Source organism: Parahaliea mediterranea, assembly GCF_003402235.1.
GTDB lineage: Bacteria > Pseudomonadota > Gammaproteobacteria > Pseudomonadales > Halieaceae > Parahaliea > Parahaliea mediterranea.
The window spans coordinates 152,170-171,557 of the sequence record NZ_QEWO01000001.1 but is presented as its reverse complement, the minus strand read 5'-3'; the positions used below and the strand labels follow the sequence as shown (position 1 = coordinate 171,557).

18 protein-coding genes are annotated in these 19,388 nt (G+C 62.7%); 6 read left to right on the top strand and 12 right to left on the bottom strand.

Translation table 11 applies throughout. The features are described from left to right. Position 1 precedes the first annotated feature (1 nt). Complete coding sequence (gene serS / locus DDZ17_RS00645) at positions 2-1,300, bottom strand: serine--tRNA ligase (RefSeq protein WP_116364031.1); 1,299 nt, start codon at positions 1,298-1,300, stop codon at positions 2-4. Positions 1,301-1,766: 466 nt separating this feature from the next. Between serS and DDZ17_RS00640 the strand changes: the two genes are divergently transcribed. After that, positions 1,767-2,162: an H-NS histone family protein gene (locus DDZ17_RS00640; protein ID WP_116364030.1), complete on the top strand. Its 396-nt coding sequence runs from the start codon at positions 1,767-1,769 to the stop codon at positions 2,160-2,162. A 101-nt stretch (positions 2,163-2,263) separates the two neighbouring features. Here DDZ17_RS00640 and crcB read toward each other — a convergent pair whose 3' ends face one another. From crcB to DDZ17_RS00620, 4 genes are all read right to left on the bottom strand, one after another. Beyond that, the gene (gene crcB / locus DDZ17_RS00635; RefSeq protein WP_116364029.1) at positions 2,264-2,638 is read right to left on the bottom strand and encodes a fluoride efflux transporter CrcB; all 375 of its coding nucleotides are present in this window, start codon (positions 2,636-2,638) and stop codon (positions 2,264-2,266) included. A gap of 85 nt (positions 2,639-2,723) precedes the next feature. Further along, the gene (locus tag DDZ17_RS00630) at positions 2,724-4,046 is read right to left on the bottom strand and encodes a replication-associated recombination protein A (RefSeq protein ID WP_116364028.1); all 1,323 of its coding nucleotides are present in this window, start codon (positions 4,044-4,046) and stop codon (positions 2,724-2,726) included. A 2-nt stretch (positions 4,047-4,048) separates the two neighbouring features. Further along, a complete protein-coding gene (lolA, locus tag DDZ17_RS00625; RefSeq protein ID WP_116364027.1) occupies positions 4,049-4,660 on the bottom strand; it encodes an outer membrane lipoprotein periplasmic chaperone LolA in 612 nt (203 codons plus the stop codon). 184 nt (positions 4,661-4,844) lie between these two features. Further along, positions 4,845-7,163 carry a DNA translocase FtsK gene (locus DDZ17_RS00620; RefSeq protein WP_116364905.1) on the bottom strand — a complete coding sequence of 773 codons (2,319 nt, stop codon included), beginning with the start codon at positions 7,161-7,163 and terminating at the stop codon, positions 4,845-4,847. A gap of 208 nt (positions 7,164-7,371) precedes the next feature. Between DDZ17_RS00620 and trxB the strand changes: the two genes are divergently transcribed. From trxB to infA, 4 genes are all read left to right on the top strand, one after another. After that, a complete protein-coding gene (trxB, locus tag DDZ17_RS00615) occupies positions 7,372-8,325 on the top strand; it encodes a thioredoxin-disulfide reductase (RefSeq protein ID WP_116364026.1) in 954 nt (317 codons plus the stop codon). Between the two features lies 1 nt (position 8,326). Then, positions 8,327-9,037: a leucyl/phenylalanyl-tRNA--protein transferase gene (aat, locus tag DDZ17_RS00610; RefSeq protein ID WP_116364025.1), complete on the top strand. Its 711-nt coding sequence runs from the start codon at positions 8,327-8,329 to the stop codon at positions 9,035-9,037. Beyond that, on the top strand, positions 9,034-9,747 hold the full coding sequence (locus DDZ17_RS00605) for an arginyltransferase (protein WP_116364024.1): 714 nt from the start codon (positions 9,034-9,036) through the stop codon (positions 9,745-9,747). Before aat ends, DDZ17_RS00605 begins: the two co-directional genes overlap by 4 nt. Positions 9,748-9,905: 158 nt before the next feature. Continuing rightward, the gene (gene infA / locus DDZ17_RS00600) at positions 9,906-10,124 is read left to right on the top strand and encodes a translation initiation factor IF-1 (protein WP_027948202.1); all 219 of its coding nucleotides are present in this window, start codon (positions 9,906-9,908) and stop codon (positions 10,122-10,124) included. A gap of 167 nt (positions 10,125-10,291) precedes the next feature. Here the strand turns inward: infA and clpA are convergent, their stop codons facing one another. The 3 genes from clpA to icd form a co-directional block, all read right to left on the bottom strand. After that, positions 10,292-12,580: an ATP-dependent Clp protease ATP-binding subunit ClpA gene (gene clpA, locus DDZ17_RS00595; protein WP_116364023.1), complete on the bottom strand. Its 2,289-nt coding sequence runs from the start codon at positions 12,578-12,580 to the stop codon at positions 10,292-10,294. A gap of 16 nt (positions 12,581-12,596) precedes the next feature. After that, a complete protein-coding gene (clpS, locus tag DDZ17_RS00590; RefSeq protein ID WP_116364904.1) occupies positions 12,597-12,920 on the bottom strand; it encodes an ATP-dependent Clp protease adapter ClpS in 324 nt (107 codons plus the stop codon). A gap of 251 nt (positions 12,921-13,171) precedes the next feature. Next, positions 13,172-14,425: an NADP-dependent isocitrate dehydrogenase gene (gene icd, locus DDZ17_RS00585; RefSeq protein ID WP_116364022.1), complete on the bottom strand. Its 1,254-nt coding sequence runs from the start codon at positions 14,423-14,425 to the stop codon at positions 13,172-13,174. Between the two features lie 148 nt (positions 14,426-14,573). On the opposite strand from icd, the gene DDZ17_RS00580 reads away from it, so the two are divergent. Then, positions 14,574-15,269: a pseudouridine synthase gene (locus DDZ17_RS00580; RefSeq protein WP_116364021.1), complete on the top strand. Its 696-nt coding sequence runs from the start codon at positions 14,574-14,576 to the stop codon at positions 15,267-15,269. An 8-nt stretch (positions 15,270-15,277) separates the two neighbouring features. On the opposite strand, the gene bcp is transcribed toward DDZ17_RS00580, so the two are convergent. The 4 genes from bcp to scpA form a co-directional block, all read right to left on the bottom strand. Next, positions 15,278-15,754, bottom strand: coding sequence for a thioredoxin-dependent thiol peroxidase (gene bcp, locus DDZ17_RS00575; protein ID WP_116364020.1), 477 nt, complete (start codon positions 15,752-15,754; stop codon positions 15,278-15,280). A gap of 76 nt (positions 15,755-15,830) precedes the next feature. Continuing rightward, positions 15,831-16,157 carry a Rieske (2Fe-2S) protein gene (locus DDZ17_RS00570; protein WP_116364019.1) on the bottom strand — a complete coding sequence of 109 codons (327 nt, stop codon included), beginning with the start codon at positions 16,155-16,157 and terminating at the stop codon, positions 15,831-15,833. Positions 16,158-16,161: 4 nt separating this feature from the next. Next, a complete protein-coding gene (gene meaB, locus DDZ17_RS00565; protein WP_116364903.1) occupies positions 16,162-17,103 on the bottom strand; it encodes a methylmalonyl Co-A mutase-associated GTPase MeaB in 942 nt (313 codons plus the stop codon). Positions 17,104-17,201: 98 nt separating this feature from the next. After that, positions 17,202-19,358, bottom strand: coding sequence for a methylmalonyl-CoA mutase (scpA, locus tag DDZ17_RS00560; protein WP_116364018.1), 2,157 nt, complete (start codon positions 19,356-19,358; stop codon positions 17,202-17,204). Between the last annotated feature and the right edge of the window lie 30 nt (positions 19,359-19,388).

The following is a 19,388-nucleotide window of genomic DNA, read 5'->3' as shown; positions in this document are numbered from 1 at the left end:
CTCAATCCCCCAGTTGCTCGGCGCCGCCCATGTAGGGGCGCAGCACCGCGGGTATCTCCACACTGCCATCGGCGCGCTGGTAGTTTTCCAGCACCGCCACCAGCGTGCGCCCCACCGCCAGGCCGGAGCCGTTCAGGGTGTGCAGCAATTCCGGCTTGCCGGTGGCCGGGTTGCGCCAGCGGGCCTGCATCCGTCGGGCCTGGAAGTCGCCAAAACTGCTGCAGCTGGAAATCTCCCGGTAGGCGCTCTGGCCCGGCAGCCACACTTCCAGGTCATAGGTTCTACGCGCCGAGAAACCGATGTCGCCGCCGCACAGAATCACCTTGCGGTAGGGCAGCCCCAGGGCCTGCAGCACCGCCTCGGCGTGGCCGGTCAACCCCTCCAGGGCCGCGTCGGAATCCGCCGGGCGCACCAGTTGCACCAACTCCACCTTCTCGAACTGGTGCTGGCGAATCATGCCCCGGGTGTCGCGGCCATAACTGCCGGCCTCGCTGCGAAAGCAGGGGCTGTGGCAGGCAAAGCGCAGGCCGGATTCGCCGAGCTCCACATCCTCGAAAATGCGGTCGCGGGCAACGTTGGTGACCGGCACTTCGGCGGTGGGTATCAGGTAGTAGTCCTGTTCCGCGCGCAGCTTGAACAGATCCTCCTCGAACTTGGGCAACTGACCGGTACCGCGCAAGGAGTCGCGATTAACAATGTAGGGGACGTAAATTTCCTGGTAGCCGTGCTCGCCGGTGTGCAGGTTGAGCATGAACTGGGTCAGCGCCCGGTGCAGACGGGCCAGTTCGCCGTACATGACGGTGAAACGGGAACCGGTGATTTTACCGGCGGTTTCGCTGTCCAGCTGCTTAAGGCCCTCGCCGATAGCCACGTGGTCGCGGGCCTCAAAATCAAACGCCGGTGGCTCGCCCCAGCGCGCCACCTCCACATTGTCGTCTTCGCTCTGGCCCGCCGGCACGTCATCGGCCGGCACATTGGGCAGGCCCAGCAGCAGGTCATCCAGGTCCTGCTGAACGGCCCGGGCCTGCTCAGTCAGGTCATCCAGCTGGGCAGCGATTTTCTCCAGGGTTTCGTTCACCTGGGCTTTGGCGTCGTCCACGCTCATGCCCTGGCCGACCAGCTGGCCGATCTTCTTGGAGGCACTCTTACGCTCAGCGAGCAGCGCCTGGCTGTCGATATCCGCCTGCTTGCGCCGGCCGTCGAGGGTGGTGAACTGATCCACATCAAAGGTGAAGCCACGCCTTGCCAGCGCCTGCGCCACCGCCTCTGGATCCTGTCGGACCGCTTTAATATCCAGCATTTTCAATATGCCCCGGTTGGTAAAAAATCAGGCGGCGTATTGTACTGGTTTTACCCCGCCTGCGCAGTGCCGGAAACCGCCGGTGCCCGAAAGCACTGGCCCCCGAAACCGTCGGCGCCTGAAGCCATTGCTGCTTTGTCCGGCCGGAGCCGGGGCACGCCATCCCGCTCGGCAAAAAACAGCGAGAAGATTCGCCGATCAATACTGTCGATGAGTAATCAACCAACCGTTCGCCTGCATTCAATACTGCGAAAACACCCGCATTAAAACTGGGCGATATCCTCGCCATAGAAATAGCGGGGTTTTATCACCGCCTTTTTCCATAGAATCAGGCAGAGATTCTGTAAAAATGGTGGAAATAAAACCCCGTGCGTATTGAGCTATTGCAAAAATCTGATTATTTTATGCAGGCAGGAATTGCGTTTATTCTTTTCCCAAACAGACTCAAACAGGACAACATCCTTCTATGAAAGAATTTCTGAGCGTTCTTACTCACAATCGTCGCCTGAAGGCCGCTGTTAAAAACGCGTCGGTTTCCGATCTTGAAAAGGCTTTTGATCAACTTGGCCTGCTCATCGAAGAAAAGAAAGTCGAGGAAGAAGCGGCCATTGCGGAAGAGCAGGAAAAGCTCGCCATGAAAGCTTCCATTCTTGCGCAAATGCAGGAAGCTGGCCTGGATATTTCTGATCTTGCCCAGGAAGGCGCGAAAAAACCCCGCAAGCGTAAAGCCGGCAAGCGTGCCATCAAGTACCGCTTTACCGACAAGTCCGGTGAGGAACACACCTGGGCCGGCGTCGGCCGCGCACCCAAGGTTTTCGCCGAACTCAAGGCACAAGGGAAACTGGAAAAGCACCGCGTTTGACGTACCCCAACCCGCCGGCCTTGCCGGCGGGTTTGTTTGCCCCGCTTTTCCAACCTGACACCCACTGACTTCCCCCCGCCTCTCGCCTCATCTCTCACCGCTTATGTAAGGGCACGCATTATCCAGATGCCGGAGCCCGCCGCCAAAATACACACCAGCACACTGGATAACACATAACCCGCGGCGTGCAGGTACTCCCCCTGCTCCATCAGCGTTACTGTTTCCAGTGAAAAAGTGGAAAAGGTGGTAAATGCGCCGAGAAAACCCACCATCAAAACACCCCGCCAATCCGGGTGAATTACCTGCCGCTCTATCAAGACAAAAATCAGGCCGATGGCGAAAGAGCCCAGTGCATTCACCAACAGCGTGCCAAGGGGTATATGACCCTGCCAATGGGTATGCACCCAGTTGGCGAATAAGTGGCGCGAAACAGCGCCACCCGCGCCGCCAAGGGCAATAAAGAGTAAATAATTCATGGATGTGGATCACTTATCCCTTGTGAAACCTCAGTCTGCGCGATTTGGCGTCGGATTCCCACACAAGCGCAGCCCGGGTAAATAATCAGTAGCGCTGCTGGTCGCTGTCCCGGTCCTTCTGGCGCAGGTAATTGAGTTTGGCGCGGATTTTCTGCTCCAGCCCGCGATCCACCGGATGATAATACTGGCGCTCGCGCAGAGGCTCGGGAAAGTAGTTTTCCCCCGCCGCGTAGGCCTCTGGCTCGTCGTGGGCATAGCGGTATTGCTCACCGTAGCCCTCGGCCTTCATCAAAGTGGTGGGGGCATTGCGCAGGTGCAGCGGCACTTCATGGCTGGGTGTGGCTTCCACGTCGGCACGCGCCGCCTTGTAGGCGTTGTACACGGCGTTGCTTTTGGGCGCGGCCGCAAGGTAAACCACGGCCTGGGCAATGGCCAGTTCGCCCTCGGGGCTGCCCAGGCGCTCCTGGGTTTGCCAGGCATCCAGGCACAGGCCAAGGGCCCGGGGGTCGGCGTTGCCAATATCTTCACTGGCCATGCGCACAACGCGGCGGGCGATGTACAGCGGGTCGCAGCCCCCATCGAGCATGCGACAGAACCAGTACAGGGCGGCATCGGGCGCGCTGCCACGCACCGCCTTGTGCAGGGCGCTGATCTGGTCGTAAAACAAATCGCCGCCCTTGTCGAAGCGGCGCAGGGAGGCCTGCAGTACCTCCTCCAGTGTCTGCTCAGTGATGGCTCTGCCAGCGCCGGCGTCTGCCGCCAGGTCCGCGGCCAGCTCCAGCAGGTTCAGCGCCCGCCGGGCATCTCCGTCGGCGGCATTGGCAATCAGTTGCAGGCAGTGGTCGCTGGCGGCGGGGGGCTCATCCAGCGCCGCCAGGGCGCGGCGTAACACGCCCTGCAGGGCCTCAGGCTCCAGGCTGCGCAGTTTATAAACCCGGGCCCGGGACAACAGTGCGTTGTTCAGCTCAAAGGACGGGTTCTCAGTGGTGGCGCCAATGAAAATAATCGTGCCGTCTTCCACGTGGGGTAAAAAGGCATCCTGCTGGGACTTGTTGAAGCGGTGCACCTCGTCCACAAACAGCACCGTGTCGCGCCCGCTGCCCTTGTTCTGCCGTGCCTGGGCGATGGCGTCGCGTATTTCCTTGACCCCGGATAGCACGGCGGAAAGCTGGATGAAATGCGCATCGGCATTGTTGGCGACGATGCGGGCCAGGGTGGTCTTCCCGACCCCAGGCGGCCCCCAGAACACCATGGAATGCAACTGCTTGCGTTCGATGGCCAGGCGCAGGGGTTTGCCGGGACCCAGCACGTGGTCCTGGCCGGCGTAGTCATCCAGGGTGGCGGGGCGCAACCGCGCCGCCAGGGGCTGATAGCCCGCGGCGGCGTTACCGAACAGGTCGGAGGTCATGGCTACTCATCGTAGTAGAACAGGTCTGCCCGCGGAGGCGGGCTAAAGTCAAAGTCCGATGCGCGCAATGGTGCATCGCGGACCAAGTGGGTGAAATCCACCTCCACGCGCTGGCCCAGGTTGTCGATAATGTCCATGCTGGTAAGGGTGTTGCCGGCAAACTCCACCTCCAGTTGCCGGAAGGCGGCGTCCTGGCCGCTGGGGGTCAACCGAAAGCGCCCGGGGCCCGCCTCTGCCACCTGGTAGCCCGCACGCAGTGCGGCTTCGTCACCGGCCAGCACCTGCAAGGGGCTGGTCTGGCCGCTGCTGGCAATGGGGCGGCGGGTCACGGTTTCCAGGTCCCTGTCGTGCTGCCACAGGTAGTCGGGTGTGGCAATCACCAACTGGCTGTCTGGCGCGGTAATCTCCCAGGCGAAATACTCCGGGCGCAGCAGTTTGAACTGCCCTTCCGATTCAATGGCCTCATCGCTGCCTTCGGGAAACTGCTGCTGGCTGAATTGCCCGGTGAGTGAGGTAAAGCCCGCCAGGTGGCGCAGCAGTTCGTCGGTGGCATCGGCCAGCGCCGGTACGGCGCTAACCAGCAACGCCAGGGTAAGCAGTAGTTTGTTGCGCATAAGAGCCTTCCGGTGGGCGTAATAATCAGAATGTTGGATGGGTATTGGCAAACCGGGTTCCCCCGAGCGGTTCTAAGCCGCTAATCTAAGCCACTAAATCTAAGCCACTAAATCTAAGCCACTAATCTAAGCCGCTAAAAACAAGCAGTGATCAAAGCCGGTCCATGGCTAAACGGGCGCCCGCCTATTCCGGCGGTGGCGGCGCCAGCACTTCGCGCTGGCCGTTGCTGCCCATTTCAGACACCACACCGGCCATCTCCATCGCCTCGATCAGGCGGGCTGCCCGGTTGTAGCCGATGCGCAGCTTGCGCTGTACCGAGGAAATGGACGCCCGGCGGCTCTTGGTCACGTAGTGTACGGCCTCGTCATAGAGGGCGTCATTTTCATCATCGTCTTCACCGCCAGCGCCGGCCTGCTGCAATTCAGCCGCGGTCACCGGTGTGCTGCCGCCCTCATCCAGCAGGTCTTCAATGTAGGCGGGCTCACCGCGTTTTTTCCAGTCCGCCACCACCCGGTGAACCTCTTCATCGGAAACAAAGGCCCCGTGCACCCGGTTGGGCAGCCCGGAGCCCGGCGGCAGGTAGAGCATGTCACCGTGGCCCAGCAACTGCTCTGCCCCACCCTGGTCGAGGATGGTGCGCGAATCGATCTTGGACGACACCTGAAAGGCAATCCGGGTGGGTACGTTGGCCTTGATCAGGCCGGTAATCACATCCACCGACGGGCGCTGGGTGGCCAGGATAAGGTGGATGCCGGCCGCCCTCGCCTTCTGGGCGATGCGGGCAATCAGCTCTTCCACCTTCTTGCCGACAATCATCATCATGTCGGCAAACTCGTCGATCACCACCACGATGGCGGGGAGTTTCTCCAGCCCCGGCGGGGTTTGCTCCTCGTCGGTTTCGGCGTAGATCGGGTCCGGCGTCCACAGGGGGTCGGCAATGGGCTCGCCGGCCTTGATGGCATCGGCCACCTTGCGGTTGTAGCCGGCCAGGTTGCGCACCCCCAAGGCCGCCATCAGTTTGTAGCGTCGCTCCATCTCGGCCACGCACCAGCGCAGGCCGTTGGCGGCGTCTTTCATGTCGGTAATCACCGGCGTGAGCAGGTGGGGAATGCCGTCGTAGACCGACAGCTCCAGCATTTTCGGATCCACCATGATCAGCCGCACGTCGTCCGGCGAGGACTTGTACAGCAAGCTGAGCAACATGGCGTTGACGCCCACCGACTTGCCCGAGCCGGTGGTGCCCGCCACCAGCAGGTGAGGCATCTTGGCGAGATCCGCCACCACCGGCTCGCCGGATATGTCGTGGCCCAGGGCCAGGGTCAGTGGCGAGCGACTCTGGTCGAAGGCCCGGGAGGACATAACCTCGCGGAAGCTGACGATCTCCCGGTCTTCGTTGGGAATCTCGATGCCCACCACCGACTTGCCGGGGATCACCTCCACCACCCGCACGCTGATCACCGCCAGCGAACGGGCCAGGTCCTTGGCAAGGTTGGAAATGCGCGACACCTTGGTGCCGGGTGCCGGCTGAATTTCGAAACGGGTGATCACCGGCCCCGGGTACACCGCCACCACCTCGGCCTTGATGCCAAAGTCCGCCAGTTTTAATTCGAGCAGCTTGGACAGGCCTTCCAGCGCTTCCTTCGAATAACCCTTGTTGGGGTCGTGCTCTACGGCGTCCAGCAGATCCAGATGGGGCAGCTCGCCGGTAACCGGCGCATCGAACAGGGGCTGCTGCTTTTCCTTTTCCACCCGCTCGGATGTCTCCGGCTTGGCCTTGAGGGGCTTGATCTTGGGGGGCTTGCGCTTTTTCGACGCACTCACATGGTCTTCAATCTGCTGTTTGCGCACCTCCAGGGCCTTTTCCCGCGCGCGCCGATCCCGGGTGCGGTCGATCAGGCCGGTCACCCGGGCGTAGCTGGAGCGGGCCAGCTGCAGGGTCCAGCCGCCAAGGCGGTCCATCAGCCCCAGCCAGCTCAGATCAGTAAAGATGGTCATACCGAACAAAAACACCGCCAGCAGGATAAGGCGGCTGCCGATGGCGCTGAAGGCGGCGGTAAAGGCGTCGCCAATGGCCTGGCCGAGGATGCCCCCGGCGCCCTGGGGCAGGCCCGACAGGCCGCTGTCGTTCATGGCCGCCAACGCGGTGCCGGCCATCATCACCAGCACCAGCCCCAGGGCTCGGATGCCGAAGGTGACCCAGTCGAAGGGCCGCGCGTCAAAACGCTCCAGCAGGATGATCACCGCGCGGTAGGCCAGCAGCAGGGGGAACAGGTAGGCGGCATAGCCCACCAGCGAGAACGCCACGTCCGACAGCCAGGCGCCGGTGGGGCCGCCGGCGTTGGCGATTTTGCCGCCGGTGCCGGTGGCGGACCAGCCAGGGTCCCGGGGGCTGTAGGTCACCAGGGCCAGCAGCAGGTACAGGCACACGGCGCTCACACCGATAAAGGCCCCCTCGCGCAGGCGCGGGCCAAGAAAGCTCCGGGTGTCGGTGGTCTCTGTCACGTTGTTTGCCAATGCTTGCCTTTTTTCATGCCCGTTATTCTGCCACTTTCTTAGATTTTTCAGAAGCTTATGTTCTGTTTTTAGAAACGCCCTCGGCTTCCCCGGCAGCGCCCCTTTAAATTACCATACTCCGTCTCCATATTCGGAGGCAGGCGCCCCCCTTTACGCCGCCCCGATTGACCACTCCAGAGCGCAGGAAGCTACCGATATGAGCGACGTCCAGCACCACCCCCTGATCATCCTGGGCTCCGGCCCGGCCGGCTACACCGCAGCGGTTTACGCCGCGCGCGCCAACCTCAACCCGGTGGTGATCACCGGCATGCAGCAGGGCGGCCAGCTCACCACCACCACCGAAGTGGAAAACTGGCCCGGCGGCCCCGCTGACCTGCAGGGCCCCCAACTCATGCAGCAGATGCAGGAGCACGCCGAGCGCTTCGAGACCCAGGTGGTGTTCGACCACATCGAGGAAGTGGACCTGTCCAACCGCCCCTTCCGCCTGTCCGGCAGCCACCAGTACACCTGCGACGCCCTGATCATTGCCACTGGCGCCTCGGCCCAGTACCTGGGCCTGCCCAGCGAAGAAGCCTTCATGGGCAAGGGCGTGAGCGCCTGCGCCACCTGTGACGGGTTCTTTTACCGCAACAAGAAGGTCGCCGTGATCGGCGGCGGCAACACGGCGGTGGAAGAAGCCCTGTACCTGGCCAACATTGCCTCGGAAGTGGTGCTGGTGCACCGCCGCGACAGCCTGCGGGCCGAAAAGGTGCTGCAGGACCGCCTGTTCGCCCGTGAGAAAGAAGGCAAGGTCACCATCCTGTGGGACCACACCCTGGACGAGGTGCTCGGTGACGACAGCGGCGTGACCGGCATGCGGGTGCGCTCCACCAAGGACGAAGGCACCCGTGATATCGAGCTGGCTGGCGTGTTCATCGCCATCGGCCACAAGCCCAACACCGACATTTTCGCCGGCCAGATGGACATGAAAGACGGCTACATCACCATCAGGTCCGGCCTGGAGGGCAATGCCACGGCCACCAGCGTAGCCGGCGTATTTGCCGCCGGTGACGTGGGCGATCACATCTATCGCCAGGCGGTCACCTCTGCGGGCTTTGGCTGCATGGCGGCTCTGGACGCCGAAAAGTACCTGGACCACCTGAACGACTAAGGTGGCCCTGCTGAGCGTCCTCGCCCCCGGCGAGGACTTTCCCCCCAGCTGCGAGGCCCTGGATTACCCCAACGGCCTGCTGGCAGCGGGGGGCGACCTGAGCCCCGAAACGCTACTGGCGGCCTATCGCCGCGGCATCTTCCCCTGGTACCAGCACCCGGACCCGGTGCTGTGGTGGACCCCGGACCCGCGCTCGGTGCTCTACCCCGACGAACTGCACATCTCCCGCAGCCTGGCGAAACGCCTGCGCCGCAACACCTTTACCCTGGCCACCGACACCTGCTTTCGCGAGGTGATGCTGGCCTGCGCAGAACCGCGGCCGAACCAGGACGGCACCTGGATTGGCGCGGACATGGTGGCCGCCTACAGCGAACTGCACCGGCGCGGCCACGCCCACTCCATCGAGGTGTACAAGGGCGGCGAACTGGCCGGCGGACTCTACGGCATTGCCATCGGCGGGGCGTTTTTTGGCGAGTCCATGTTCGCTCGCGCAAGCGATGCGTCCAAAACCGCACTGGTGGCCCTGGCGTGGCTGCTGCGCCGCGCCGGCGGCGGGCTCATCGACTGCCAGGTGGAAAGCGGGCACATGAATTCCCTCGGCGCCCGCACCATTTCCCGGCTGGACTTCGAGCGCGAGCTTGCCCACACTGTGGCGGTGAGTCCGCAGTCGCTCAACTGGCGACTGCCGGTGTCTAGTGGAGAGTTGCTGTGACGTCGTCCCTGCGGGATCTCAAGGTTTACACCACCTACCCCCATAGCTGCAGCTACCTGCGCGACCAGGAAGCCACCACCCTGTTCATCGACCCCCGCCAGGAGGTTGACCAGCACCTGTACAGCAGCCTGTCCACCCTGGGCTTTCGGCGCAGCGGCAACCATGTGTACCGGCCCCACTGCGGGCAGTGCAAGGCCTGCATTCCGGCGCGCATTCCGGTGCGCGACTTCCAGCCGCGCCGCAACCAGCGCCGCAGCCTGCGGCAAAACCGCGACCTGATCGTGGAGCGCACCGCGGACATCCGCGACAACCAGGCCTACCACCTGTACCAGCGCTATATAGAACAGCGCCACGCCGACGGCGACATGTTCCCGCCGGACCGCGAACAGTACGAATCCTTCCTCAACAACGCCTGGGACTGCACCCGCTACTACCGCTTTTACGATCACCAGCGCCTGCTGGCCGTGGCCGTGGTGGATGTGCTGACCGATGGCCTGTCCGCCATCTATACCTTCTTCGACCCCGATGCACAGCAGCGCGGCCTGGGCGCCTACGCCATCCTGTGGCAGATCGAGCAGGCCCGGGAAATGGGGCTGCACTACCTCTACCTCGGTTACTGGATCGAGGCCTGCAAAAAGATGGCCTACAAGGCCGACTACCAGCCGCTGGAACTGCTGCTGGACAGCCGCTGGCGCCAACTGGTGGTGTAACAGCCAAAATCACCACCGTTCAGCGCAAATCCGGGCAACAATTCAGGACAGCAATTCAGGACCGCAATTCAGGACAAAGCGCCAAAGATTCATCTGGCACATCCCTTGCGTTTAAGGCAAAATGCGCCCCTATTTTTTCGCGAGGAACTGCCAAAGGCATGGCAAAAGAAGACCAGATTGAAATGGAAGGCGAGGTGATCGACACCCTGCCCAACACCACGTTCCGCGTGCAGCTGGAAAACGGCCACGTGGTTACCGCTCACATTTCCGGCAAGATGCGCAAGAACTACATCCGCATCCTGACCGGTGACAAAGTGCGCGTGGAATTGACCCCCTACGACCTCACCAAGGGCCGTATCACCTACCGGGAGCGTTGAGCGCCCTGCTCCGCCGCGGCGGCATAGTGCGCCAGCTGCCCGAAATAGTGCGCCAGCTGCCCGAAATAGAGCCACCAGCTGCCCCATCAGGAAAGAGCGAAGCCCGCCCCAGGGCTGTGTAGCGCAGGCGGGCGCAATCCTGTCATTGCGCCCCGCCCTCACGGCGCTCAGGAATCGGCCAGCACGGCCTCTTCCTCTTCCACACTCACCACCAGCGCATCCGCCGCAGTATCCAGCGACACCAGCGCGGTGCCACCGCCATTGGCCAGCGCGCCAAACAGCACCAGCTCCGCCAGGGGCTTCTTGATGTGATCCTGGATGACCCGCTCCATGGGCCGCGCGCCCATATTGCGGTCGTAGCCCTTCTCCACCAGCCACAGGCGCGCATCTTCATCCACCTGCAGGGTCACCCGCTTCTCGTCGAGCTGCCCTTGCAGTTCGGTGAGGAACTTGTCCACCACCGTCAGGATGACATCCTCGCCAAGGGGCTCGAACTGCACGATGGCGTCCAGGCGGTTGCGAAATTCCGGGGTGAACATGCGGTTGATCGCCTCCATCCCGTCGGTGCTGTGATCCTGGGAGGTAAACCCGATAGTGCGCCGGCTGATGCTCTCGGCACCGGCGTTGGTGGTCATCACCACAATCACATTGCGAAAATCCGCCTTGCGCCCGTTGTTGTCGGTGAGGGTGCCGTGGTCCATCACCTGCAGCAGCAGGTTGAAGACCTCCGGGTGGGCCTTTTCGATCTCATCCAGCAGCACCACCGCATGGGGGTGCTTGGTGACTGCATCCGTCAACAGGCCGCCCTGGTCAAAGCCGACGTAGCCCGGGGGCGCGCCAATCAGCCGTGACACGGTGTGGCGCTCCATGTATTCCGACATATCAAAGCGGATAAGCTCCAGCCCCAGCTGCTTGGCCAGCTGGCGGGTCACCTCTGTCTTGCCAACGCCGGTGGGGCCGGCCAGCAGGAAGGAGCCAATGGGCTTGTCCGGCGAGCGCAAGCCGGCACGAGCCAGCTTGATGGCGGTGGACAGGCTGCTGATGGCCTGGTTCTGGCCAAACACCACCATTTGCAGGTTTTTCTCCAGCTTCTGCAGCACTTCCTTGTCGTCGGTACTTACCGTCTTCGGCGGAATACGGGCGATCTTCGCCACCACCGCCTCGATATCGCCGACGCCAATCACCTTCTTGCGCTTGGAGGGCGCCTGCAACTGCTGGTAGGCGCCCGCCTCGTCGATAACATCTATCGCCTTGTCCGGCAGGAAGCGGTCGGTAATGTAGCGCGAGGCCAGTTCCGTGGCCGTGCGCAGGGCCTTGTCGGTGTAGCGCAGGCCGTGGTGATCCTCAAAGCGGGATTTGAGCCCCTTGAGAATCTTATAGGCGTCCTCCACGCTCGGTTCCAGCACATCGATCTTCTGGAAGCGCCGGCTGAGGGCGCGATCCTTGTCGAAGATACCGCGGTATTCCTGGAAGGTGGTGGAGCCAATGCAGCGCATCTTGCCCGAACTCAGCAGGGGCTTGAGCAGGTTGGAGGCGTCCATCACCCCACCAGAGGCGGCGCCGGCGCCGATGATGGTGTGAATCTCGTCGATGAACAGGATGGCGCCCTCGCGCTTCTTCAGCGCCGCCAGCAGGCCCTTGAAGCGCTTCTCGAAGTCGCCCCGGTACTTGGTGCCGGCCAGCAGGGAGCCAAGGTCCAGCGAATAAACCACGCTGTCCTTGAGCATCTCCGGCACCTCGCCGTCGACGATCATCTTGGCCAGGCCCTCGGCGATGGCGGTTTTGCCAACGCCGGACTCACCCACCAGCAGCGGGTTGTTCTTGCGCCGGCGGGCGAGAATCTGCGCCACCCGCTCCACCTCGGGGATGCGGCCAATCAGCGGGTCGATACGCCCGGCGGCGGCTTCGTTGTTCAGGTTGGTGGCAAAGCTGTCCAGCGGATTGGCCTCGCCCTCCTCCCCGGCGCCCTCTTCCCCGCTCGCCTGGCCGGGCTCCACGCCATCGCCCTCGGCATCGTTGCCGACCTTGGAAATGCCGTGGGTAATGAAGTTGACCACGTCGAGGCGGGCCACGCTCTGGGTTTTCAGGAAGTAAACCGCCTGGCTTTCCTGCTCGGAGAAAATGGCCACCAGCACATTGGCGCCGGTCACTTCGCTTTTGCCGGAGGACTGCACATGAAACACCGCGCGCTGCAGCACGCGCTGGAAGCCCAGGGTGGGCTGGGTGTCGCGCTCGTCTTCGTCTTCGGGAATCAGGGGCGTGGTGGCGTCCACAAACTCCACCAGATCGCCACGCAACCCGCCGATGTCGGCGCCACAGGCCTTCAATACCCGAATGGCGTCGTTGTTATCCAGCAGCGCCAGTAGCAGGTGCTCCACGGTCATGAACTCATGGCGCTTGGCCCGCGCCCCGCGAAACGCCTCGTTCAGCGTCTGCTCCAGATCCTTGCTCAGCATACTTACTCCTCGGGCCCTAGCCCTCCGATGCCTCGATCTCACACAACAGTGGATGCTCGTTCTCGCGCGCGTACTGGTTGACCTGCGCCGCCTTGGTTTCGGCAATGTCCCGCGTGTAAATGCCGCACACACCCTTACCCTTGGTGTGCACGGTCAGCATAACGTGGGTTGCCTGCTCGCGATTCATGCGGAAGAAGGTCTCCAGCACTTCCACCACAAACTCCATGGGTGTGTAGTCGTCGTTGATCAACACCACTTTGAACAGCGGCGGGCGCTTGAGTTCAGGCCGGGATTCCTGCAGTGCCAGATTGCCATCGTGGTGCTCGTCTTCGCCGGCCATGCGCCACTGGCGGTGTGTTTGGTACTCAATCACGCATCGTATCTCTTGGGTGGTGACTTTTGGGGTGGTGCGTTCCGGCTATTGCTCGGGAAGTTCACTTCAGCCTGTCACTAGGATATGGAGTGAGTATACGCCATTTCAAGGTGGCCTGGCCCTGGCCATGCCGGCCGCCAGAAAAGACAAAACCGGCACGGGGCCGGTTTTGTTTGCGTTGTGGCCCGCCCCAGCGGGGCGGGCTGGCAGGCACGGTGTTACATGTTGTCGACCATTTTCTGGCCGAACTCGGAGCAGCTCACCAGGGTGGCGCCTTCCATCAGGCGCTCGAAGTCGTAGGTCACGGTGCCCTGCTGGATGGCGCCGTTCATGCCCTTGATGATCAGGTCGGCAGCTTCGTTCCAGCCCATGTGGCGCAGCATCATTTCCGCGGACAGGATCAGGGAACCCGGGTTCACTTTGTCCTGGCCGGCGTACTTGGGCGCGGTGCCGTGGGTGGCTTCAAACAGGGCCACTTTGTCGGACAGGTTGGCGCCCGGCGCGATGCCGATGCCGCCCACCTGGGCCGCCAGTGCGTCGGACAGGTAGTCGCCGTTCAGGTTCAGGGTGGCAACTACGCTGTACTCTTTCGGGCGGGTCAGCACCTGCTGCAGCATGGCGTCGGCAATCACGTCCTTGATGACGATTTCCTTGCCGTTGTTGGGGTTTTTGATGGACACCCAGGGGCCGCCGTCCAGCAGCTCGCCGCCGAATTCTTCCTGGGCCAGCTCGTAGCCCCAGTCGCGGAAGGCGCCTTCGGTGAACTTCATGATGTTGCCCTTGTGTACCAGGGTCACGGAGTCCAGATCCTGGTCAATGGCGTACTGAATGGCCTTGCGCACCAGGCGCTTGGTGCCTTCCTCGGACACCGGCTTGATGCCGATACCGACGTTGGTGGGGAAGCGGATTTTGGTGGCGCCCATTTCGTTGATGATGAAGTCCACGACTTTCTGGGCTTCGTCGGTGCCGGCCTTGTACTCGATGCCAGCGTAGATGTCTTCGGAGTTCTCGCGGAAGATCACCATGTTGCACGCGCCCGGGTCTTTCACCGGCGAGGGCACGCCTTCAAACCAGCGCACCGGGCGCTGGCAGGTGTACAGATCCAGTTCCTGGCGCAGGGCCACGTTCAGGGAGCGGAAACCACCGCCCACCGGGGTGGTCAGGGGGCCTTTGATGGCCACGGAGTACTCTTTGATGGCTTCCAGGGTTTCTTCGGGGAACCAGTCGCCGTCGTACAGTTCGGCGGCTTTCTCGCCGGTGTAGATTTCCATCCAGGAGATTTTCTTTTCGCCACCGTAGGCTTTGTCTACCGCGGCGTTTACCACGTCGATCATGACCGGGCTGATATCAACACCGATGCCGTCACCCTCGATGTAGGGGATGATGGGGTTGTTCGGGACGTTCAGGCTGTTGTCGTCGTTGACGATGATCTTTTCGCCGCTGGCCGGCACCTGAATATGTTTGTAGCCCATGGTCGTACTCCGTAGCATGTAGGGTTCAATGGAAGGCGGGGTGCGATATCCTTGTGGGAGTGACCCCGGTTCGAGCGGCGCACATTGTAGCAGGTTTCCCCCCCATTCTCTTGATTGAAACGGACATTTTTCCCCTACCCGACACCCCATGGCGCAGCTCATTCTGTTCAACAAGCCCTTTCAGGTACTGAGCCAGTTCACCGATGAAGGCAGTGGCGCGCCCCGCGCCACACTGGCGGATTACCTCAGCGCACCGGGCTTTCGCGCGGCGGGCAGGCTGGATTATGACTCCGAGGGCCTGCTGGTGCTCACCGACCACGGCGCCCTGCAGCAGCAGATCGCCAACCCGCGGCACAAACGCTGGAAGACCTACCTGGCCCAGGTGGAGGGCGATATCACCGACGACGCCCTGCAGCGCCTGGCGCAAGGGCTGCCACTCAAGGACGGCCCCACCCTGCCGGCCAGGGCCCGGCGGATTGCGCCGCCCGCCTGGCTCTGGCCGCGCAACCCGCCCATTCGCGCGCGCAAGAGCGTGGCCGACAGCTGGCTTGAACTGTCAATACAGGAAGGTCGCAATCGCCAGGTGCGGCGCATGACCGCCGCGGTGGGCTACCCCACCCTGCGGCTGCTGCGAACGCAGGTGGGTGACTGGCACCTGGATGGCCTGGCGCCGGGGGAGTACCGGATAATCGAGGTGCCGGCGCCGCCGGCGGACCGAAGCGAGCGCAACGGCAAATACAATGACAAACGCAATGGCAAACGCATTGACAATAGCCGCCGAAATTCACCGAGCCGTCGGCTTAGGGACACCAGCGCCAGCCGCCGGCCTGGCGGCAAGCGCTAGAGCAAGTATCAAAGGCCGAGCTGATCCAGCTCGGCCAAGAGGTCCTCGTGGTGGGTTTTGGTTTTGAACTTGTCCATCACCTTCAGCAGGCGGCCATCCTGGCCAATGATGAAGGTGGTGCGAATCAGCCCCATGAACTCCTTGCCCATGAATTTCTTCAGGCCCCAGCAGCCGTACTTTTCAGCCACCGCGTGATCCTCGTCTGACAGCAGTGAAAAGTTCAGGCCCTGCTTTTCAATGAACTTCGGCAGGCGCGCCACGGGGTCGGGGCTGATACCGAAAACCGCCACGCCGCGCTTGTCCAGCGCCTTGCGGCTATCGCGAATGCCGCAGGCCTGCACCGTGCAGCCCGGCGTCATGGCTTTGGGGTAGAAGAACAGCACCACGGGCTGCTTGCCCTTGAAGTCCTTCAGGCTGACCTTGTTGCCGTCCTGGTCGGGCAGGCTGAATGCCGGTGCCATGTTGCCAATTTTGGGGTGTGCCATGGGGCCTCCTCGGCGCTAGTGGTGGAAACGCTGCCGAGTCTACTGTCACTGCACGCGAAAGGCTAACGGCGATGCGTTAATCGTCGGCATCGCGCAGCATCACGCCCACTTCGTTGCCCTCATACACCAGCGCGAAGGTGCGCAGGCTGCGGCAGGGTTCCTCGGTGGCGTGAATCAGGCGGCCATCGGCAATGGCAAACTGGTACTGGTGCAGGGCGCACTGGATCACGCCGTCGGCGATGGTCGCCACGTCCAGGGGATGGTCGCGGTGCGGGCAGCGGGCCTCAATCAGGTAGCGCTGCCCGGCGCGCTGGATCAACAGCAATTCAGCACTGTCGATCTTGAAGTGCCGGGTGTAGTGATCGTGGAGGTTGATCAGCTTGTCCAGCGGGTAAAATCGCATGCCATCAGGCCTGGAAGACATCCATGATCCGGCGGGCCGCGCCATAGGCTGTCGCCCGCCCTTCGGCCACATCGCGCTCCAACGCCGGCAGGATTTCGCGCACCCGCGGGTGGCGGGACAGCCCCATATGCAGCATTTCGTCCACCAGCTGGTGCATCCACTGGCGGTTCTGCCGCGCGCGCTTGCTGACAAAGGCGCCGTTGTCCTGCGCCTGCAGGTAGTAGTCGACAATCATGCCCCACACGGCGTCCACGTTGTCGTTCTGCAGGGCCGAGCAGGTCATCACCCGCGGCGTCCAGAAGCTGGTGTGGCGCAGCAGGTTCATGGCGTTGTTGTAATGCTGGCGGGTGCGCTTGGCCAGCACCGAGCTGTCGCCATCGGCCTTGTTGATCACCAGCGCATCCGCCAGTTCGACAATGCCCTTCTTGATGCCCTGTAACTCATCGCCGCCACCCGGCAGCATCAGCACCATGAAAAAGTCCACCATGCCCGCCACCTGGTATTCCGACTGGCCAACGCCAACGGTTTCCACCAGGATCACGTCGTAGCCCGCGGCTTCGCACAGCAGCATGGTTTCGCGGGTTTTTTGCGCCACACCGCCCAGGGCGCCCTCGGAGGGCGAGGGGCGGATGAAGGCCTCCTCGCGGCGCGACAGCTCTTCCATGCGCGTTTTGTCGCCGAGAATGGAGCCACCGGCCACCGGGGAGCTTGGATCCACCGCCAACACCGCAACGCGCTTGCCTTGGGAGATCAGGTACAGGCCGAAGGCTTCGATGAAGGTTGACTTGCCCACGCCCGGCACCCCGGTGATGCCGATGCGGATGCTGTTGCCGCTGTGCGGCAGCACCTGCTGCAGGATGTCCTGGGCCTGCTCACGGTGGCGGTCGAGCTTGCTCTCCACCAGGGTGATGGCCTTGGCCAGGGCCCGCCGGTTACCCGCCAGCATGGGCGCAATATCAAAGCCGCTCACGGGGTGAGGGGCCCGATCAGAAGGCGCACGAAAGCGCGCCCGAATGGAAACTGACCCTTGCGCATGCCGTCAAATCAGCCAGCGACGTCATTCACCGCATCCAGCACTTCGCGCGCGCACTGGGGGATGGGCGTGCCGGGGCCGAAGATGCATTTAACGCCAGCCTGGTACAGGTGGTCGTAGTCCTGCCGGGGGATCACCCCGCCGGCAATCACCACGATATCGTCGGCGCCCTGCTTGCGCAGTTCTTCCACCAGTTGCGGCACCAGCGTTTTGTGGCCGGCGGCCAGGGAGGACGCACCCACCACATGCACGTCGTTTTCGATGGCCTGGCGCGCAACTTCCTCCGGGGTGGAGAACATCGGCGACAGGTCGATATCAAAACCGACATCGGCAAAGGCGGTGGCAATCACCTTGGCGCCACGGTCGTGGCCGTCCTGGCCCATTTTGCACACCAGCATGCGCGGGCGGCGACCGTGTTTTTCCACAAAGGCGTCAATGTCGGTGCTGATGCCCTGCCAGTTCTCGTCGTCCTGGAAGGCGGAGCCATAGACGCCGGAGACAGTCTGGGCCTGGGCGTTGAAGCGGCCAAATTCACGCTCCATGGCGAAGGAGATTTCGCCCACAGTAGCGCGGCGGCGGGTGGCTTCCACGGCCAGTGCCAGCAGGTTGCCCTTACCGGATACCGCACACTGGTAGATGTCTTCCAGAATCGCCTCCACCGCTGCTTCGTCGCGACCCTCGCGCAGGCTGGCCAGGCGTTCTAGCTGGGACTTGCGCACTGCCTCGTTGTCGATATCCAGCACTTCCACTTCGCTGGCGGCGTCGGTCTGGTACTTGTTCACGCCGACAATCACGTCATCGCCACGATCGATGCGGGCCTGCTTGCGGGCGGCAGCTTCTTCAATGCGCAGCTTGGGCATGCCGGTTTCAATGGCCTTGGCCATGCCGCCGGCCTGCTCCACTTCCTCGATCAGCTCCCAGGCCTTGTCGGCAATATCCTGGGTGAGTGATTCCATAAGGTAGGAGCCGCCCCACGGGTCCACCACGTTGGTGATGCCGGTCTCTTCCTGGATGATCAGCTGGGTGTTGCGGGCAATGCGGGCGGAAAATTCAGTCGGCAGCGCAATGGCCTCGTCCAGGGCATTGGTGTGCAGGGACTGGGTGCCGCCGAATACGGCCGCCATGGCCTCGATGGTGGTGCGCACCACATTGTTGTAAGGATCCTGCTCGGTGAGCGACCAGCCGGAGGTCTGGCTGTGGGTGCGCAGCATGGAGCTTTTCGGGTTCTTGGGGTTGAATTCGGAGACGATCTTCGCCCACAGCAGGCGCGCCGCGCGCATCTTGGCGATCTCCATGTAGAAGTTCATGCCGATGCCCCAGAAGAAGGACAGGCGCGGGGCAAACTGGTCGATATCAAGGCCGGCGGCCAAGGCAGTACGAATGTACTCTTTCCCGTCGGCCAGGGTGTAGGCCAGCTCCAGCGCGGCGTTGGCCCCGGCTTCCTGGATGTGATAGCCGGAGATGGAAATGGTGTTAAAGCGCGGCATGTGCTCGGAACAGTAGGCGATGATATCGCCGATGATCTTCATGCTGGGCGCGGGCGGGTAGATGTAGGTATTGCGCACCATGAACTCTTTGAGAATGTCGTTCTGGATGGTGCCGGCCAGCTGGTCCTGGCTCACGCCCTGCTCTTCGGCGGCCACAATGTAGCCGGCCAGCACCGGCAGCACGGCACCGTTCATGGTCATGGACACCGACACCTGATCCAGCGGAATGCCATCGAACAGGATTTTCATATCCTCCACCGAATCGATGGCAACGCCGGCCTTGCCCACGTCGCCTGTCACCCGGGGGTGGTCGGAGTCGTAGCCGCGGTGGGTGGCAAGGTCGAAGGCCACCGACACCCCCTGGCCACCGGCCGCCAGGGCCTTGCGGTAAAAGGCGTTGGAGGCTTCGGCGGTGGAGAAGCCGGCATACTGGCGAATGGTCCAGGGTCTGCCGGCGTACATGGTGGCCTGGGGGCCGCGAATGTAGGGCGACAGGCCGGGCATGGTATCGGTGAAGTCCAGGCCCTCGATGTCCGCGGCGGTGTACAGCGGTTTTACCGGAATATCCTCCGGGGTCTGCCAGGTCAGGTCATCCAGCGACTTGCCGCGCATCTGTTTGCTGGCCAGTTCGCGCCAGGCCTCTGGCGTGGCCGCGGATTTGTTGTAGATTTTGTCGCTCATGGGGAATCCTCGTGAAACAGGCCCCGGCGG

What these genes read in the sequence shown, in the direction of transcription:
- infA (WP_027948202.1), top strand. Translation starts at nt 9,906, where the DNA reads ATGGCAAAAGAAGACCAGATTGAAATGGAAGGCGAGGTGATCGACACC.
- lolA (WP_116364027.1), bottom strand. Translation starts at nt 4,660, where the DNA reads ATGCGCAACAAACTACTGCTTACCCTGGCGTTGCTGGTTAGCGCCGTA.
- trxB (WP_116364026.1), top strand. Translation starts at nt 7,372, where the DNA reads ATGAGCGACGTCCAGCACCACCCCCTGATCATCCTGGGCTCCGGCCCG.
- clpA (WP_116364023.1), bottom strand. Translation starts at nt 12,580, where the DNA reads ATGCTGAGCAAGGATCTGGAGCAGACGCTGAACGAGGCGTTTCGCGGG.
- icd (WP_116364022.1), bottom strand. Translation starts at nt 14,425, where the DNA reads ATGGGCTACAAACATATTCAGGTGCCGGCCAGCGGCGAAAAGATCATC.
- clpS (WP_116364904.1), bottom strand. Translation starts at nt 12,920, where the DNA reads ATGGCCGGCGAAGACGAGCACCACGATGGCAATCTGGCACTGCAGGAA.
- DDZ17_RS00580 (WP_116364021.1), top strand. Translation starts at nt 14,574, where the DNA reads ATGGCGCAGCTCATTCTGTTCAACAAGCCCTTTCAGGTACTGAGCCAG.
- bcp (WP_116364020.1), bottom strand. Translation starts at nt 15,754, where the DNA reads ATGGCACACCCCAAAATTGGCAACATGGCACCGGCATTCAGCCTGCCC.
- DDZ17_RS00640 (WP_116364030.1), top strand. Translation starts at nt 1,767, where the DNA reads ATGAAAGAATTTCTGAGCGTTCTTACTCACAATCGTCGCCTGAAGGCC.
- meaB (WP_116364903.1), bottom strand. Translation starts at nt 17,103, where the DNA reads ATGCTGGCGGGTAACCGGCGGGCCCTGGCCAAGGCCATCACCCTGGTG.
- DDZ17_RS00630 (WP_116364028.1), bottom strand. Translation starts at nt 4,046, where the DNA reads ATGACCTCCGACCTGTTCGGTAACGCCGCCGCGGGCTATCAGCCCCTG.
- scpA (WP_116364018.1), bottom strand. Translation starts at nt 19,358, where the DNA reads ATGAGCGACAAAATCTACAACAAATCCGCGGCCACGCCAGAGGCCTGG.
- serS (WP_116364031.1), bottom strand. Translation starts at nt 1,300, where the DNA reads ATGCTGGATATTAAAGCGGTCCGACAGGATCCAGAGGCGGTGGCGCAG.
- DDZ17_RS00570 (WP_116364019.1), bottom strand. Translation starts at nt 16,157, where the DNA reads ATGCGATTTTACCCGCTGGACAAGCTGATCAACCTCCACGATCACTAC.
- crcB (WP_116364029.1), bottom strand. Translation starts at nt 2,638, where the DNA reads ATGAATTATTTACTCTTTATTGCCCTTGGCGGCGCGGGTGGCGCTGTT.